Source organism: Paenibacillus sp. FSL H7-0716, from assembly GCF_038002705.1.
GTDB classification, from domain to species: Bacteria; Bacillota; Bacilli; order Paenibacillales; family Paenibacillaceae; genus Paenibacillus_AQ; species Paenibacillus_AQ odorifer.
The window spans coordinates 1-14343 of the sequence record NZ_JBBODA010000024.1 but is presented as its reverse complement, the minus strand read 5'-3'; the positions used below and the strand labels follow the sequence as shown (position 1 = coordinate 14343).

14 protein-coding genes are annotated in these 14343 nt (G+C 46.2%); 10 read left to right on the top strand and 4 right to left on the bottom strand.

The features are described 5' to 3' along the window. The first annotated feature begins 19 nt into the window (after nt 1-19). Together MHH60_RS24220 and MHH60_RS24215 are read left to right on the top strand one after the other, a co-directional pair. The gene (locus MHH60_RS24220) at nt 20-1528 is read left to right on the top strand and encodes an MDR family MFS transporter (protein ID WP_076138404.1); all 1509 of its coding nucleotides are present in this window, start codon (nt 20-22) and stop codon (nt 1526-1528) included. A gap of 79 nt (nt 1529-1607) precedes the next feature. Continuing rightward, on the top strand, nt 1608-1844 hold the full coding sequence (locus tag MHH60_RS24215) for a hypothetical protein (RefSeq protein WP_076138405.1): 237 nt from the start codon (nt 1608-1610) through the stop codon (nt 1842-1844). A gap of 299 nt (nt 1845-2143) precedes the next feature. Here MHH60_RS24215 and MHH60_RS24210 read toward each other — a convergent pair whose 3' ends face one another. Then, nucleotides 2144-2437 (bottom strand): hypothetical protein, encoded by a 294-nt coding sequence (locus tag MHH60_RS24210; protein WP_076138406.1) that lies wholly within the window; start codon nt 2435-2437, stop codon nt 2144-2146. A 13-nt stretch (nt 2438-2450) separates the two neighbouring features. After that, nucleotides 2451-2918: a MarR family winged helix-turn-helix transcriptional regulator gene (locus MHH60_RS24205; protein ID WP_036676802.1), complete on the bottom strand. Its 468-nt coding sequence runs from the start codon at nt 2916-2918 to the stop codon at nt 2451-2453. Between the two features lie 349 nt (nt 2919-3267). Here MHH60_RS24205 and MHH60_RS24200 point away from each other — a divergent pair, with 349 nt between their 5' ends. The 3 genes from MHH60_RS24200 to MHH60_RS24190 all read left to right on the top strand — a co-directional run bounded on the left by MHH60_RS24200 (nt 3268) and on the right by MHH60_RS24190 (nt 6767). After that, nucleotides 3268-4611, top strand: coding sequence for an MFS transporter (locus MHH60_RS24200; protein ID WP_076138407.1), 1344 nt, complete (start codon nt 3268-3270; stop codon nt 4609-4611). Nucleotides 4612-4770: 159 nt separating this feature from the next. Beyond that, nucleotides 4771-5511, top strand: a complete 741-nt coding sequence (locus tag MHH60_RS24195; protein ID WP_036676805.1) for an ABC transporter ATP-binding protein — start codon at nt 4771-4773, stop codon at nt 5509-5511. Continuing rightward, the gene (locus tag MHH60_RS24190) at nt 5508-6767 is read left to right on the top strand and encodes an ABC transporter permease (RefSeq protein ID WP_076138408.1); all 1260 of its coding nucleotides are present in this window, start codon (nt 5508-5510) and stop codon (nt 6765-6767) included. The genes MHH60_RS24195 and MHH60_RS24190 overlap by 4 nt, the downstream gene beginning before the upstream one ends. Nucleotides 6768-7215: 448 nt before the next feature. Here the strand turns inward: MHH60_RS24190 and MHH60_RS24185 are convergent, their stop codons facing one another. Further along, nucleotides 7216-8484 (bottom strand): BaiN/RdsA family NAD(P)/FAD-dependent oxidoreductase, encoded by a 1269-nt coding sequence (locus tag MHH60_RS24185; RefSeq protein ID WP_076138409.1) that lies wholly within the window; start codon nt 8482-8484, stop codon nt 7216-7218. A gap of 328 nt (nt 8485-8812) precedes the next feature. Here MHH60_RS24185 and MHH60_RS24180 point away from each other — a divergent pair, with 328 nt between their 5' ends. The 3 genes from MHH60_RS24180 to nadE all read left to right on the top strand — a co-directional run bounded on the left by MHH60_RS24180 (nt 8813) and on the right by nadE (nt 11914). Beyond that, nucleotides 8813-10381 (top strand): two-component system sensor histidine kinase NtrB, encoded by a 1569-nt coding sequence (locus tag MHH60_RS24180; RefSeq protein ID WP_147614390.1) that lies wholly within the window; start codon nt 8813-8815, stop codon nt 10379-10381. A gap of 120 nt (nt 10382-10501) precedes the next feature. Continuing rightward, nucleotides 10502-10936: a BrxA/BrxB family bacilliredoxin gene (locus MHH60_RS24175; protein ID WP_036676813.1), complete on the top strand. Its 435-nt coding sequence runs from the start codon at nt 10502-10504 to the stop codon at nt 10934-10936. Between the two features lie 168 nt (nt 10937-11104). Continuing rightward, nucleotides 11105-11914: an ammonia-dependent NAD(+) synthetase gene (nadE, locus tag MHH60_RS24170; RefSeq protein WP_036676815.1), complete on the top strand. Its 810-nt coding sequence runs from the start codon at nt 11105-11107 to the stop codon at nt 11912-11914. A 95-nt stretch (nt 11915-12009) separates the two neighbouring features. On the opposite strand, the gene MHH60_RS24165 is transcribed toward nadE, so the two are convergent. Then, the gene (locus tag MHH60_RS24165; protein ID WP_076138410.1) at nt 12010-12837 is read right to left on the bottom strand and encodes an alpha/beta hydrolase; all 828 of its coding nucleotides are present in this window, start codon (nt 12835-12837) and stop codon (nt 12010-12012) included. 209 nt (nt 12838-13046) lie between these two features. On the opposite strand from MHH60_RS24165, the gene acpS reads away from it, so the two are divergent. Continuing rightward, nucleotides 13047-13445 (top strand): holo-ACP synthase, encoded by a 399-nt coding sequence (gene acpS, locus MHH60_RS24160; protein WP_076138411.1) that lies wholly within the window; start codon nt 13047-13049, stop codon nt 13443-13445. Nucleotides 13446-13482: 37 nt separating this feature from the next. Beyond that, a partial coding sequence (mutY, locus tag MHH60_RS24155) for an A/G-specific adenine glycosylase (RefSeq protein ID WP_341161168.1) occupies nt 13483-14343 on the top strand: 861 nt, incomplete at its 3' end.

The following is a 14343-nucleotide window of genomic DNA, read 5'->3' as shown; positions in this document are numbered from 1 at the left end:
AAAGAGAGGGTTTGGAACATTGAAGTCAACAGGGGATTTAGAACGTAAATTAATACTGATAGGGGTGCTGCTAGCTACCTTTCTGGCTGCGATTGAAGGAACGGTAACAGGCCCAGCGGGTCCAGCTATCGTAGGTGAGTTTCAGGGGATGCAGTGGCTTAGCTGGATATTCACTTCTTATTTGCTGGCAATGGCTATTACTACTCCTATTTTCGGCAAAATCAGTGACCTCTTTGGACGCAAGCCGGTGTTCATGTGGGGGGCAGCTGTTTTTTTATTAGGCTCATTATTATGCGGTATTTCGCAAAGTATGGAACAGCTGATCCTGTTCCGGGCAATACAGGGGATTGGCGCGGGTGCGCTCATTCCAATGACCTTTACCATCATCGGGGATATTTACAGTATTGAGGAGAGAGCGAAGACACAAGGATTACTTAGCTCTGTATGGGGGATTTCCTCTTTAGTAGGCCCTCTTCTTGGAGGATATGTTGTAGATTACCTAAGCTGGCGCTGGGTATTTGTCTTTAATCTGCCATTTGGTTTATTAGCAATGGTATTTATTGCCCGTTATTTGAAGGAAGAGAAGGTACGTCGGAAAGCACAAATTGATGTGGCAGGGGTGCTGCTGTTCGCTGCTGGTATGGGCGCATTACTCTTCGGTCTCTCTACAGGAGGACAGAATCTGGAGTGGACATCCCCACTGCTAATCGCAACTCTAAGTGTGGCTGTTATCCTGCTAGTCTTATTTTTCTTTGTGGAGCGTCGTGCTCCTGAACCTATGTTGCCGCTGGGTCTATTCTCGAACCGCAACATAGCGGTGTCTACAGGCGCTAACCTGCTGGTAAGCACATTAATTATTGGGCTTTCTACGTATGTGCCATTATGGGTGCAGGGTGTATCCGGAAAAAGCGCCGCCATCTCAGGTTTGCTACTGGCGCCGATGTCGGTAGGCTGGATGTTTGGTTCGATCGCCGGAGGGCGGATGATTCTAAAAGCAGGTTCGCGTCGAACCGCAATGCTTGGATTGATTATGATCGCTGCCGGGGCTATTGGCCTGGCTTTCTTAACAGGGGAGTCTTCACAGTTGCTGCTTTTATGCTTGATGCTGGTCTGTGGAGTTGGCTTTGGGTATTCTTCTACAGTCTTTACGATTATTGCGCAGTCCTCTGTTGCGTATGAGCAACGGGGAGCATCTACAGCGCTTAATGCGTTCACGCGTTCTTTAGGACAGACTGTTGGGGTGGCTATTTTTGGCTCCTGGCTGAACTTGAATATTGATAAGCTGTTAAGAAAACAACCGGATTCGAACATCTCAGGGGATGATATTAATAAGCTGCTTGGATCGCATGCAGGAACTAACCTGTCTGGGGAAGTATCAAACAGTCTGCGTGATGCCCTTGAAGGTGGTCTTCATTCATTATTTATCCTAATGGCAGTTTTCGCTGTTTTGTCGCTGATAATTTCCTGGGGTTTGCGCAAGGGTGTGCCTTCAGTAGAGGATGCTTCATCGTCCTTGAAAAAGGCATAACTTAATAGGTAGATGGCTTTTTAAATTGAATGAACCTTACGAATTAACTCTTGGAGGGGCGTACGGAATGACACATTGAATGACGCATGGAGAGACACATGGATTGACGCACGGAATGACGGACGGAGGGGCACATGGAATGACGCATGGGGTGACGGACGGAAAGACGCATGAAGTGACGCATGGAGTGGCACATGGAATGACGTACGGAATGACGCATGGAGTGACGCACGGGGGAGCACATGAAATCACGCACGGAATAGCGGACGGAGGGGCACGCCAGATTGATGTAACCTCTAGAGTAGAGAGTCGATGAGTCGATGGAAGCAGATGTTAGACATATTTAGTTGTATTTAGTGCAACTATAATCCTGCCTTTAACTCTTCAATGAAAATAGCTGTATTTAGTACACCTATTTTCTTGATTTACTCGCCTAGGAGTGGTTTGTCTGGTTTTTAATTGTACAGAATACACTTAAAGTTAGAATAATCCGATTTGCATACGAAATAGCTGTACAGAATGCAGTTATTCCCTAAGTTATTGCTCAGGTTCATCAAGATTGGGCGCTGAAAATATAGCGGGTTATATCAAAAGTGGGTTTACCGAAAGTGGATTTTACTGAGAGCAATAGTTACGGTCAGCTAGAAGGGACATCCAATCTAGAGTGTGCTCGCCAAGTCCAATCGGAAGCGTGCTTGCAAGTCCTGCCGAATAAGGATGACTATGATCCGAGGTTTGCCAATAGCGGACCTCAAAGTCCGTCTTCGGCATCGACTTACCGATCATCTGCTCAAGTAAGCCGGCGCAGAACAAAAAAACCAATAGGCGATTCTCAAATAAATCGGAGAATTGCCTATTGGTTTTCTTTTTACCATTAACAGAAATCAAGAATAGCTTGTCTGTACACATAAATAAGCGACTCTTACTTACGAGGAAGAGGGGATAGCTTCTCAGCTTGTAGACCCATCTTTTTGAGCAGAACAATCATTTGTTCCTTCTCATCATCATTCAGACCGCTGAAAGCAAGATGCAGGCGTTCTGAATATTTCGGATACATCTCATTCATGAGACGTTCACCTTCCGTAGTCAGCTCCGCAAAAATCACACGGCGGTCGCTCGGACAAGGCTTACGCTGCAAATAGCCGCGTTCCTCAAGCTTATCGATTACGTAAGTAACGTTGCCGCTTTGCAGCAGCAGCTTGGCGCCAATTTGTTGAATGGGTTGTGGTCCCTTATAGTACAACACTTCCATAACGGCAAAGGCAGTCGGATTAAAACCTTCAATTTTGCTGCCGGTAACAGCATGTTCATTAATGCTCTTAAAAGACTTGGCAAATACCCGGTACAAATGTAGTGTTAATTGCGTATCACGTTCGTAAGATTGTATCATGCTTCTCCACCCTCTATCGTTAATCATGTGTGAACTCATCGCACAGTTTGCAATCAATAGTCATTAGTGCACGGGTTACCTGTGCAACGAACCTTGAGATAACCTTAGAATACGTGAAAGAGCGAATGAAGAACATGTGATTTGTCACAATGAGCACACTTTTAATTATTAAAAATCAAACAATTTTTTAAATACGATAAAAACGAAGGTTTTTTTGATTTCAGTCTTTGAAAGGATAAGAATTTCAGCCTTAGGTTCAAGCGCTATTTACGCCTCCAGACGGATGATTGATGTTCTCCAATATTTTACTATTACTTCATCGAGAAATAGTAACGGGGAGTGAAGTAAGATGGAGGAACAACTGGCTCATGATTCAAAAGAAGGAAAGCTGACGGCGAATAAGCCCTTTATGCTGCTTATTGCCGCACAGCTTGTATCGAATGTGGGAGACTGGTTGCATATACTAGCGCTACTAACAATGGTAGGTTTTAAATGGAATGCTACACCGTGGGAAATTACGGCTATATCTTTATGTATGGCTGTACCGTTGCTCTTAGGAGGACCGTTTGCAGGTTATTTAAGTGATCGTTTTAACCGCAAGGCGCTGATGATTGGTTCCGATCTAGCTCGTGCAGGAATCGTTGTTTGTTTGGTATTTGCAGGTTCTCTCTGGCAGGTATATGTCCTGCTGGTGGCTAAAGGGATCATGGATGTACTCTTTTCACCAGCCAAAAGCGGAAAGCTCAAGGAGCTTGTCCCTGCGGCCCAGATGGATAAAGCCATGGCGCTTAGCTCATCTATTGAACAAATAACCAAAATTGTAGGTCCTGCTCTAGGTGGACTGCTGGTTGCCGCATTTGATATTGCCGCTTGTTATGTGATTGACTCGGCTACCTTCATTTTATCGGCGGTCATCTTAATAGGACTACCGCGTACGGCTGCACTGAAGAAAGATACAGCAGAGGATAGCACAGGGGAGAATGGTGCTCGGAAGTCTTTTCGCCAAGAAATGTCGGCGGGTCTGCAGGTGATCGTGGGAATGCCTGTAGTACTATGCGGGATTGCTATGCTGGTGCTAGTGCTGCTAATGCTGCAAATTGGTGATTCGCAGATTGTAACGTTATTCCGGGAGATTCCGGGTGTGAACGGTGATCTGCTGGGTTGGTGTGTGGCAGCCAGTGGTCTTGGCACCTTACTGTCAGCCCTGCTTGTAAGCCGTATAGGCAGTGGTAAACATACGCTCGTCTTCATGGGATTGGGAGCTGTAATTATGGGGGTTGTTTTCTCAAGTGCAGGAATTGTAACTGCCCACGGTCAGGCTGGACTATGGATGAACATCGCTTTGTTTGGTTCCTTTATGTTTGCTGGTGTGGGGGCAGGCCTCGCGTTCATTCCCTTCAATTCTATGCTGCAACAGCGGACCCCTGCGGAATACACGGGCCGTGTATTTGGAACTATAGGCAGTCTAACAAGTGCGGCTGTTATCTTGGGACCTGTAGCCGGTGGGGCTTTAGTTACAGCGTCAGGACCTGTCCCGGCTTTCATTCTCTCTGGTTTACTTACAGCCCTGCTCGGAGTGTTACTGTTAATGCTGCGTGGTAAAATCGAGCGTAGAGATGAAGCGGCAATTAAACGTGAAGAAGAAATTTCAGCAACAAATAACCTAGAGCTTCTCGGGCAGACCTCTCTTTAATGGGAGGTTTCTTTTTAAATATGAGAGTAGTTCTCTTAGCTGTGAAAAAATCAGTTTGCTTCCTTGGAGAAAGTATATATAGTACGATTAGAGAAGCTATCTTTCTGGATTGGGATTTCGATAATAATATTCATTAGAAATATTTAGGAGTTGGCGAATATGGAGAATGTAGAAATAACAGGGGATACAGAGAGCGACGAAGAGATTGTACTCGATGTTGAGATCGATGAAGCAGGCTATGAAGCAGGTGCCCCATGCATATTCGATATTTCATTTCAGGTGCGGCGTGGACAACTGCTCGGACTAATCGGACCAAACGGTGCGGGGAAAAGTACTACAATCAAAACACTGCTCGGTTTGCTTAAGAATACCAAAGCTAAGGTCTCCTTTAATGGAGTTAATAAATCCTATGCTTATGTACCAGAGCAACCGGTGTTTTATGAGGATCTGACCTTATGGGAGCACTTAGATTTGGCTGCTGCTGCTTATGGACTAAAATATGAGCAGTTTCAAGAAACGGCGGAGAGGTTACTGAAGCAGTTCGGTATGAACCATGTCCGTGATGATCTTCCAGCTGGTTTCTCTAAGGGTATGAAACAGAAAATGATGCTGATGCTTGGCTTTTTGGTACAGCCGGATGTTTATATTGTGGACGAGCCTTTTATCGGCTTGGATCCTCGGGCCACCAAAGATTTCCTGCGGCTGCTGGAAGCGGAGCGGCAGCGCGGGGCTGGTGTATTAATGTCTACGCATGTATTGGATACTGCTGAGAAAATTTGCGATGATTTTGTGCTGATCTCGGGTGGCAGGGTTGCCGCTGCTGGAACGCTCGAAGATATACGTGATTATGCTGGGCTGCCGGAGGCGTCGTTGTTTGATTGCTTCGACGAACTGACATGAGTAAGCAGAAGCAGCGAGGGTTTGCTTTTCCTACCTCCAAAAAGCTATTCTGGCGGCGATTATTTTCTCATTGGCGTGAGCAATCTGCTATTATTCGTACGGCTGCCGATTGGACTGTGCTGTTATATATACTGATTCCCGGGGGATTTCTGGGAGGACGGTTATATTACGGGTTCTGGAACGAGGCACTGCCAGCTTGGAGTGCAGATTTGCCGTTTATGTTGATTCCTTCAGTATTAGTGCTCCTGCTCTGTAGAGGGGGACTGGTGCTATTATTGCAGGAAGGCGATCTATTATTTCTTAGACAACGACAGCGATGGATAAATACGATCATGTTTCGCGGGTTGCTGTACAGCCTGATCGTAACATCGTTGAAGTTCTGTGTAGCTTTTGTGCTGTTATTACCTTTTCTGGTTCGGGGATATGGAATGCTGTCATCCGAGGTATGGGCACTGTTCGCTCTGACTCTGGCATGTAGCTGGTGCATTAAATTACTGGGGCATATTGTAAAAGTACAAAAGCAAGGCTGGCGGCGCTGGCTATGGCTGATCCTAGCCATCTCCGTTCCTTGTGGGATTTATTTCCGTGCAGCTACGTTTTGGAACAACAGTCCAGTTTTTATGCTGCTGATTGCAGCACTCTTTGCAGTCGTAGCGGTAATCGCTCTTCAGCGGCGTATAGTGATGCGTGGGACGTTCATGAACGATGTGCGTGAAGATTATAAGCAGCGGATGAAAATAGCGGCCCTATTACTCCGCGGCGTACTGGATAAGCCACGTCCAACCCGCCATAAGCCGTGGATTTTCCGGAAATCACAGCCTTTGCTAAAATCAAAAACTGCCGAGAGCCGTTTCTCTGCGGCAGCGATTAAGGCACTTGTACGGAATCCTGCCCATTTAAAGCTCTACTTATCGTTTACTGCTGTGTCCCTTCTAGCGATATTTATCATCCCGTCAGGGTTCAAATGGCTGGGCTTTATAGTTTTAGTTTCTCTCATGACCAATTGGCTGTTGTCGTTCTGGTCGTTATTCGTGGGAGATGATTACATCGGAATTCTGCCGTTTACGAAGGAACAAAAAGCCGAAGCAGGGCTGCGTGCGGTCCCTATCTTACTGCTTCCTTTTTCAATCATTTGTTCTGCGCTGATCTGTATTTCCTTATATGGATGGTTTGGGATTATCCTGTTCATCCCGCTAGGTTATATCGTTGCACTGTTTAGCTCTAGAATATTTGGAACATTTCGCTTAGCGAAATAAAGATATAAATAGAACGGAAGAGTGCCCCATATGCCTTGAAAAGGCTGCTGGGGCACTCTTCTTTTGTTGATTTGATTCGATCTATTGTGCGCACGTACGTACGAGGTACCTAGCTAGCCTATGGGACACAGCTGCCCTTAAACATACTATTATTCCACTTTTGGGATGCTAACGGACTCCATAGTTGCTATTGCCATGAAAAACACCCTATATGAGCCTCATTATAAGGAATAGTGTCGTTGGAGTCCGAAACCCTGCCCATAAGGTGATAAATTCACAAATAACGTCATCTGGGTCCGAAGCAGCAGTAGCTGATTAGGACAGACGCTCCACATAGCAGCTGACGAACCCAAAATAGAGGTGCGATTCTCCAGTTAATGAGAGAATCGCGCGGACCGCCATTTTCAAAGTAGCAAGCTGCTTAGAGGATATCACGTTGCACTAGAGATTATCCCAGTCGAATGTCAGCAGCATGCTTGCCTGCTGTATAACCTGTTGAGAAGGCTGCCGTTATATTGTAGCCTCCAGTGTATCCATGGATATCGAGTACCTCGCCGCAGAAGAATAACCCCGGCATAAGCTTCGATTCCATTCTTTTGGGATCGATCTCCTTCAGATTTACCCCACCGCCGGTAACAAAGGCCTCGGATAGAGAACGGGTGCCATGCACATAAACCGGCATCCGTTTCAAAATCCCAGCCATTAGAAGCAATCCATTCTTGGAGACGTGATGACCGGTTGTATCCCCATCTAAGTCAGCTTTAGTCAGCAAGAGGGGGATGAGACGTTCTGGCAACAGCCCTTTCAGCGAATTGCGGATCGCTTTCTTGGGTTCCTGATCCAGCTTATCCTGCAACATAGATTCTACTTCCTGTGCGTTCAGATCAGGGAAGAGATCGATGGACATCTCCACCGTATCTGTGCCGGATTTACGTTGGACTTGTCTCAGAAATTGGCTGCAACGCAGTGCAATGGGTCCTGATAATCCGAAATGGGTGAATATCATATCCCCTCGATGAGAGATGACCTTCTTTCCTTTAGGATTCCACACAGTAAGGGCTACATCACGTAGCGACAGGCCTTGCAGCTCGCCGGACTTAATCCATTCTTCCCGTGAAAGAATCGGCACCTCTGTCGGGAACAGCTCGGTGATCGTGTGCCCTGCGGCTTCTGCCCAAGGGTAACCATCTCCAGTGGAGCCGGTCTGTGGAACGGACTTGCCTCCGGTGGCGATAATAACAGCAGTGCAGGCGATCGTCTTTCCTGAGCTCAGCTGGACTCCCTTAACAGCCCCTTCGTCATAGATTATTCTTGAGACGGGACTGTCGGTCATAATCTGCACGCCTAGACTCCGTACTTTGCTGATTAGGGCAGAGACGACACTAGAGGCCTTATCGGAAACGGGAAACATCCGCCCGTTATCTTCTTCTTTTAATGCAATGCCTAAACCTTCAAAAAAGGCGATGATATCCTGGTTATTAAAATGGTCGAAGGCACTATACAAAAAACGCCCGTTTCCTGGAATATGGGCGATTAGCTCGTCTCTTTCCTTGACGTTGGTAACATTGCAGCGTCCGCCACCGGATATTCCGAGCTTTCGGCCTAGTTTTGCTCCCTTGTCGATTAGCAGAACGGATGCCCCGTGTTCTGCAGCGGCCACGCTTGCCATTAGACCCGAAGGGCCGCCCCCAATGACGATCACATCGTAATTGCTCATGAAATTTTACTCCTTTACATGTTAAGACACGGAAGCCTATTCCGCGGGTATTCCTAACGGAATCATACCATTCTGATTCACATGTAACCAGTCTTGTCCAATCATTAGGTGATTATCGTTGTCAGGAGAGTAATCCTGTGCTTTAATCTAAGCATGTAGGGTAATTTGTCCATTTTGGGGTGTGATTGTAATTATTGGTGCGGTTAAGGATATCTTATTGCAAATATCGGCAGCATGCTCCTTTCTTTTTCTTTTTCAATGGTGGGTGGACCGTAGATTTGTGACACGGAAAAAGGGGAAGCTCCCAAATGATCAGACCTTTTTGATTTTGGCGTGTACGTTTAGTCTTATCCTGTGCTCTCTTCTTTCGACAACTTTGTTTGGTGTAGCCTATTTAAATTTAGGATTAATCCCTGCGTATATTGGTATTTTATATGGAACTACCCGTTCGGGCATTTTACTGTCCATTTTTTTGCTTATCTGTAATGTAATCATCGCGGAGCCTACAGGAATCAGTAATGTGATATTGAATTCAGGGGTTTTATTATATCCGCTGCTGTTTGGACTGGCCAAACCTTTTAAGAAAGGTACAGTAGTTGAGAAGATCGGTATGTTATGGATGATTCTTTGTCCAAGCATGCTATTTATTGCGTTAGTCCCTATTATAGGCGGGAAAAATATATATGAATCTAATTCCGTGCAAGCATTTCTGATTACGGTATATCTGTTTTTCACCATCGCTTTAGGTGGTATTTTTGTATATTATGTTGAGATGGTTAGAAGTAGATTGCAGGATAAAGTACAGATGGAGAATATCAGTGAAAGTTTCCAGTGGGAGTCCGAGAAGCTGCAGCAGATTACCAATGTAGTTCCTCTGAGTATTATGTCTCTGGATGAACGCGGAGTTGTAACTGATCTTAATGATTGTATGCTAGGAATGATGCGGGCTCATTATCCCAATTTACGAAAAGAGGATATTATTGACGAGCCGGTAAAAAAGTTTTTTCACAGCTCAGTGGATACACAGGCCTATATGCGGGTAAGTGATAATATCCGCTCTAAACGGCGTTCCAGTGAAAAAATGATTCATGAGTCGCGCATCTATCAGATTTATTCAGCGCCGTTAATGCATAAGAGCTCAGGGGTAACAAGTGGTGCTGTAATTATTGTGCAGGATATGACCAATGAGGAAAAACTACGTGTAGAGCTGGATCATGTAGAGCGTTTGAGCTTGGTCGGGCAGATGGCTGCTGGAATTACCCATGAGATTCGTAATCCTATGGCGGTAGTTCGGGGTTTTTTGCAGCTGATGAGAGAAAAGAGTGCTCAAGAATTGGATTCTTATTATCAGATTGTGATGGAAGAGCTGGACCGCGCTAATAGTATTATTAATGATTTTTTATCCTTGGCACAGAGCCGGGTTTCTGATAAAGAGAAGGTGCTGCTGCACCATATTATAGAAGAAGTTAGTCCATTGCTGTGGGCTGATGCTAATCTTCGCGGTCAAAGTGTTGAATTGAAGCTGAGCCCATCACTGCATGAATTGGAACTAAATGTCCGGGAAATCAAGCAGCTTATTCTCAATTTAGGACGTAATGGTATGGAGGCTATGGGACCCAAGGGGGTGCTGACGCTGGAGACACGTAGTACTCATGATAAAGTGGAGTTGATTGTCACCGATAGCGGCGTTGGTATGTCAGAAAGTCAACGCGAGAAGCTGTTTTTACCCTTTTTTACGACGAAAATTCAGGGCACAGGTCTAGGCTTATCCTTGTGCCTAAGTATTGTGGAGCGGCATAACGGTAAAATAAATGTAGAGTCTGTAGAAGGAGAGGGTACGGTATTTACGATCTCCTTCCCATTGGATAAGGAGGAACCCAGCGGGGTTCGCTCGTAGATTGAATCACCCTCTACAGCATCTCTTGCTTTCACAGAGTATGAATGTATAATAAAGTTAGTAAGTACTGCTGTAATATTATCTGACAAACAGTTGAAAAGTGAAGGAGAGTGCAGAGAAATGTCCATGTCTTTTAATCAATATATGAGAGATTCAATTCAGCCTATGCGTGATGACCTGACAAGTATCGGGTTTCAGGAGCTTATGACTCCAGAAGAGGTGGAAGCTACTCTTCCAACCGCAAAAGGAACATCGCTTGTAGTCGTAAATTCGGTCTGTGGTTGTGCTGCTGGACAATGTCGTCCAGGTGTAGCTCAGGCTTTGCAAAATGAAATCACTCCGGATCACTTGTTCACAGTGTTTGCAGGTCAAGAGAAAGAAGCGACTGCTAAAGCACGTGAATATTTTGCTCCTTATCCGCCATCCTCACCTTCCATCGCACTGATGAAGGATGGAGAACTCGTTCACTTTATTGAACGTCATGGCGTAGAAGATCGTTCGGCTGCTGAAATTGCTGCTGAATTGAAAGAAGTCTTCAATCGTTTGTGCCAGTAAAAACAGTTATTCCATATAATCTCGCATCAGCCGGCAAATCGGCTGCATGCGGGATTTTTCAAAATATAAGAGCAATAATGGGATAGAATATGCTTTGAAGCATGAGCTTCGTATGGGTGGATATTTTGATGGATATGGAACCATTTCTGATGGAACGAGGTGTGTTTGGTGAGTTTACAGAAGGAAATTATTGCGGATCTTGGCGTGAAGCCAACGATTGACGTAGAGGTTGAGGCACGCAAACGGGTTGATTTCTTAAAGTCGTACGTGCTGAACGCAGGGGCTAAAGGATTATTGATCGCCATTAGTGGTGGAGTGGACAGTGCGGTAGCCGCGGGTCTTTGTAAACAGGCTACGGACGAGCTGTCGGCAGAAAAAGGCACAGAGTATATGACACTTGGAGTATTCCAGCCTTATGGGGTTCAGGAAGATATCGAGCACAGCTATGATGTTGCCAAAGCTTTTAATCTGACTCATACTGTGGAGACCAACATTGAGGAAGCGGTAAATGAAATTGCCCTTGAAGTTGAGCATGGTCTGAAATCAATAGGCCAACACCGCCATATGACGCATCAAGGCAAAGGAAATGTTAAAGCCAGAACACGTATGGTTATGCAATATGCACTCGCTTTTGAGAACAATCTGATTGTAGTAGGAACGGATCATGCTTCTGAAGCGATTACCGGCTTCTACACGAAGTGGGGCGATGGCGCTGTAGACATTACACCACTATCCACACTTAATAAACGTCAGGTACGTCAGTTGGCTGCACATATCGGTGTGCCTGCGGATATTGTCACAAAAGCACCTACGGCGGGCTTATGGCCGGGGCAGACGGATGAAACCGAGTTGGGCATTACGTATGACGATAACAGCGACTATCTGGAAGGTAAACAGGTTAATCCTGAGGTAGCTGAGAAGCTTGAGAATTATTACCGGAGAACGGCACATAAGCGTAATGTTATTCCGGGGATTTAGAATAGGTTGAACTAGAAATCGCCACGGGTCTGCGTAGCAGCAGAGCTCGTGGCGGTTTTTGTGAGTTGGATAGCTGGATAGACTAAGAAGAATAATTATTCTGTAAGCGTAAGTGTCTGATTGATAAAATCAGTTGTCGCAGCAATCGCGAGCTCTAATGGCGGAGTCGTGCCAGCAAAAGGATGCACAGTGTTGAACGTATGATTACCCTCAGGAACCTGCACCCAGCTAATATCTGGCCGAAGTTTGATGAGATGCTCAGACCCTTGGCGGAGATGTACTCCATCTTGACTGCCTTGAATAAGAACAACTGGGAAGGACGCTTTCTGTATGCGTTCAAGGATGTTATAGCGTTCTTTGTTGTTCTCCATATCTTCTAAAATTACAGCATCCAGCGGCATTTGTTGGCCAGTACGTCCATTAAGGACATAGGTTCTTCCTGTTTCCTTCATCTGCTGCTTTTGTTCTTCCGTCAGCAAATCGAGTTTCGTAACCCCGTTCCAGGAGATTACTCCGCTGATCTCATCGGGATGATCAAGCGTGTAGACCAAACAAATTCCCCCTCCGAGACTGTGGCCGAGAAGGAATAAGGGCAGGCTGCCGAATTTCGGGTGTTGGCTAAGATAGGACAACAGGATTTCCATGTCCTTCAAGCTGCGGCGATAGGTGTTGCGGGCGAACTTCTCAAGCTCTGTGAAATGCAGCAGATCTTCCCCGATGCCAGCATGAGAGAAGTTAAAAGTAATTACTTCATGCTCTTGGCTGAGAGTTGTGGCTATGTAAGGAAACATTCCCCAATCTTTAAAACCTTTGTAGCCATGGGCTATAACTATAACGCTTTTGGCTTTGCCTTGGGCTGGGAAGTGTGAGCAGCGGAGAACAGCTCCGTCTCCGGCAGGTATTTCAAAATTACGATGATTCATAGGGTAATCCCCTCTCCATATATAAAAATGAAGTAAATCAGCTAGTCTATCATGAAGTCGCTGGATAGTCTTATTAGACTTAAAGCGCATTTTCTTTTAAGATAGCAGAAAGAATCTTGCAGGACTATTACTTTTAATAATACTTCATATGATTGATCATACCATTATTGAAGCAAAATGGGATACACGTCCATAAGGAGCGTGAAGTGTTGATTTACGGAATCGGACATGATGTGTTAGAAATTGAACGAATCTCAGAGGTAATAAATAGAGGACTGGGTAAGAAATTTAACCAGCGGGTCTTAACAGAGCAAGAATATCAACTTGCTGAAGAGCGAAGCGGGAGGTTGGCTGAGTTCGTAGCCGGGCGTTTTGCTGCCAAGGAAGCAGTTGTAAAGGCTTTAGGCTGTGGCATCGGCAATGTAGTTGGGTTTCAGGATATTGAGATATTGCCTGATGTTAAAGGAAAACCAGAGGTAACTTTATCGTGTGAAGCCTGGAGCAGACTAGATCTGCCAGATGGACAGCGGTATACCATTCATCTTACGATAACACATGGCCGTGATTTGGCTTCGGCTTTTGCCGTCGTGGAAGGGCCAGGTTCATAAATTGAACCCTGATTATAGAAGGGCAAGGAGCGTTATAATGACACAACAAGATCTACAAGTTCAAGACGAACAGGAGCTGCAGGAGGCTAAGCAATATTTCAGCTATCATTTGCTGGAGTGGTATCAAGGGCAGAAACGGGATTTGCCTTGGCGTCGGCACCGCAATCCTTATTATATTTGGATTTCTGAAATAATGCTGCAGCAGACAAGGGTGGATACGGTAATCCCGTATTTCAATCGGTTTATCGAAAGGTTTCCTACCGTAGAGTCGCTCGCCGATGCACCAGAAGAGGACGTGCTTAAGTGCTGGGAAGGCTTAGGTTATTATTCTCGTGCTCGCAATATACAGCATGCGGCCAAACAGGTCAAAGAGCTGTATGGCGGGCAGGTGCCGAATGATCGCGAGGCTGTGTTCAGTTTAAAGGGAGTGGGACCTTATACGGCAGGGGCTATCCTTAGCATTGCTTTCAATCGGCCAGAGCCAGCGGTCGACGGCAATGTGATGCGGGTGTTGTCCCGATACTTTCTGATAGAGGATGATATCGCCAAGGGACCCACCCGCGTAAAAATGGAGCGCCTGGCAGCTGAGCTGATCCCGGAGGGGGAAGCATCATCTTTTAATCAGGCGCTGATGGAGCTTGGGGCGCTCGTATGCACTCCTAAGTCACCGCGCTGTTTAACCTGCCCGGTGATGGAGCATTGCGCCGCGCGCCTGGCGGGCTGCGAGACCTCGCTGCCCGTCAAGACCAAGGCCAAGCCGCCGCGCCCTGAGGAGCGGCTGGCGGCCTTAATTGAGGGCCGCGGTGCCCACGCGGGCCAAGTGCTCATCCGGCAGCGGCCACAAAGCGGGCTGTTAGCCCGCATGTGGGAGCTGCCGCACTGGCAGGCGCCGCCTGTG

Excerpts from the sequence above, each read along its gene's own strand:
- MHH60_RS24215 (WP_076138405.1), top strand. The coding sequence starts at position 1,608 with ATGACGCATGGAGAGACACATGGATTGACGCACGGAATGACGGACGGA.
- MHH60_RS24210 (WP_076138406.1), bottom strand. The coding sequence starts at position 2,437 with ATGTGTACAGACAAGCTATTCTTGATTTCTGTTAATGGTAAAAAGAAA.
- MHH60_RS24205 (WP_036676802.1), bottom strand. The coding sequence starts at position 2,918 with ATGATACAATCTTACGAACGTGATACGCAATTAACACTACATTTGTAC.
- MHH60_RS24200 (WP_076138407.1), top strand. The coding sequence starts at position 3,268 with ATGGAGGAACAACTGGCTCATGATTCAAAAGAAGGAAAGCTGACGGCG.
- MHH60_RS24195 (WP_036676805.1), top strand. The coding sequence starts at position 4,771 with ATGGAGAATGTAGAAATAACAGGGGATACAGAGAGCGACGAAGAGATT.
- MHH60_RS24190 (WP_076138408.1), top strand. The coding sequence starts at position 5,508 with ATGAGTAAGCAGAAGCAGCGAGGGTTTGCTTTTCCTACCTCCAAAAAG.
- MHH60_RS24185 (WP_076138409.1), bottom strand. The coding sequence starts at position 8,484 with ATGAGCAATTACGATGTGATCGTCATTGGGGGCGGCCCTTCGGGTCTA.
- MHH60_RS24175 (WP_036676813.1), top strand. The coding sequence starts at position 10,502 with ATGTCCATGTCTTTTAATCAATATATGAGAGATTCAATTCAGCCTATG.
- MHH60_RS24165 (WP_076138410.1), bottom strand. The coding sequence starts at position 12,837 with ATGAATCATCGTAATTTTGAAATACCTGCCGGAGACGGAGCTGTTCTC.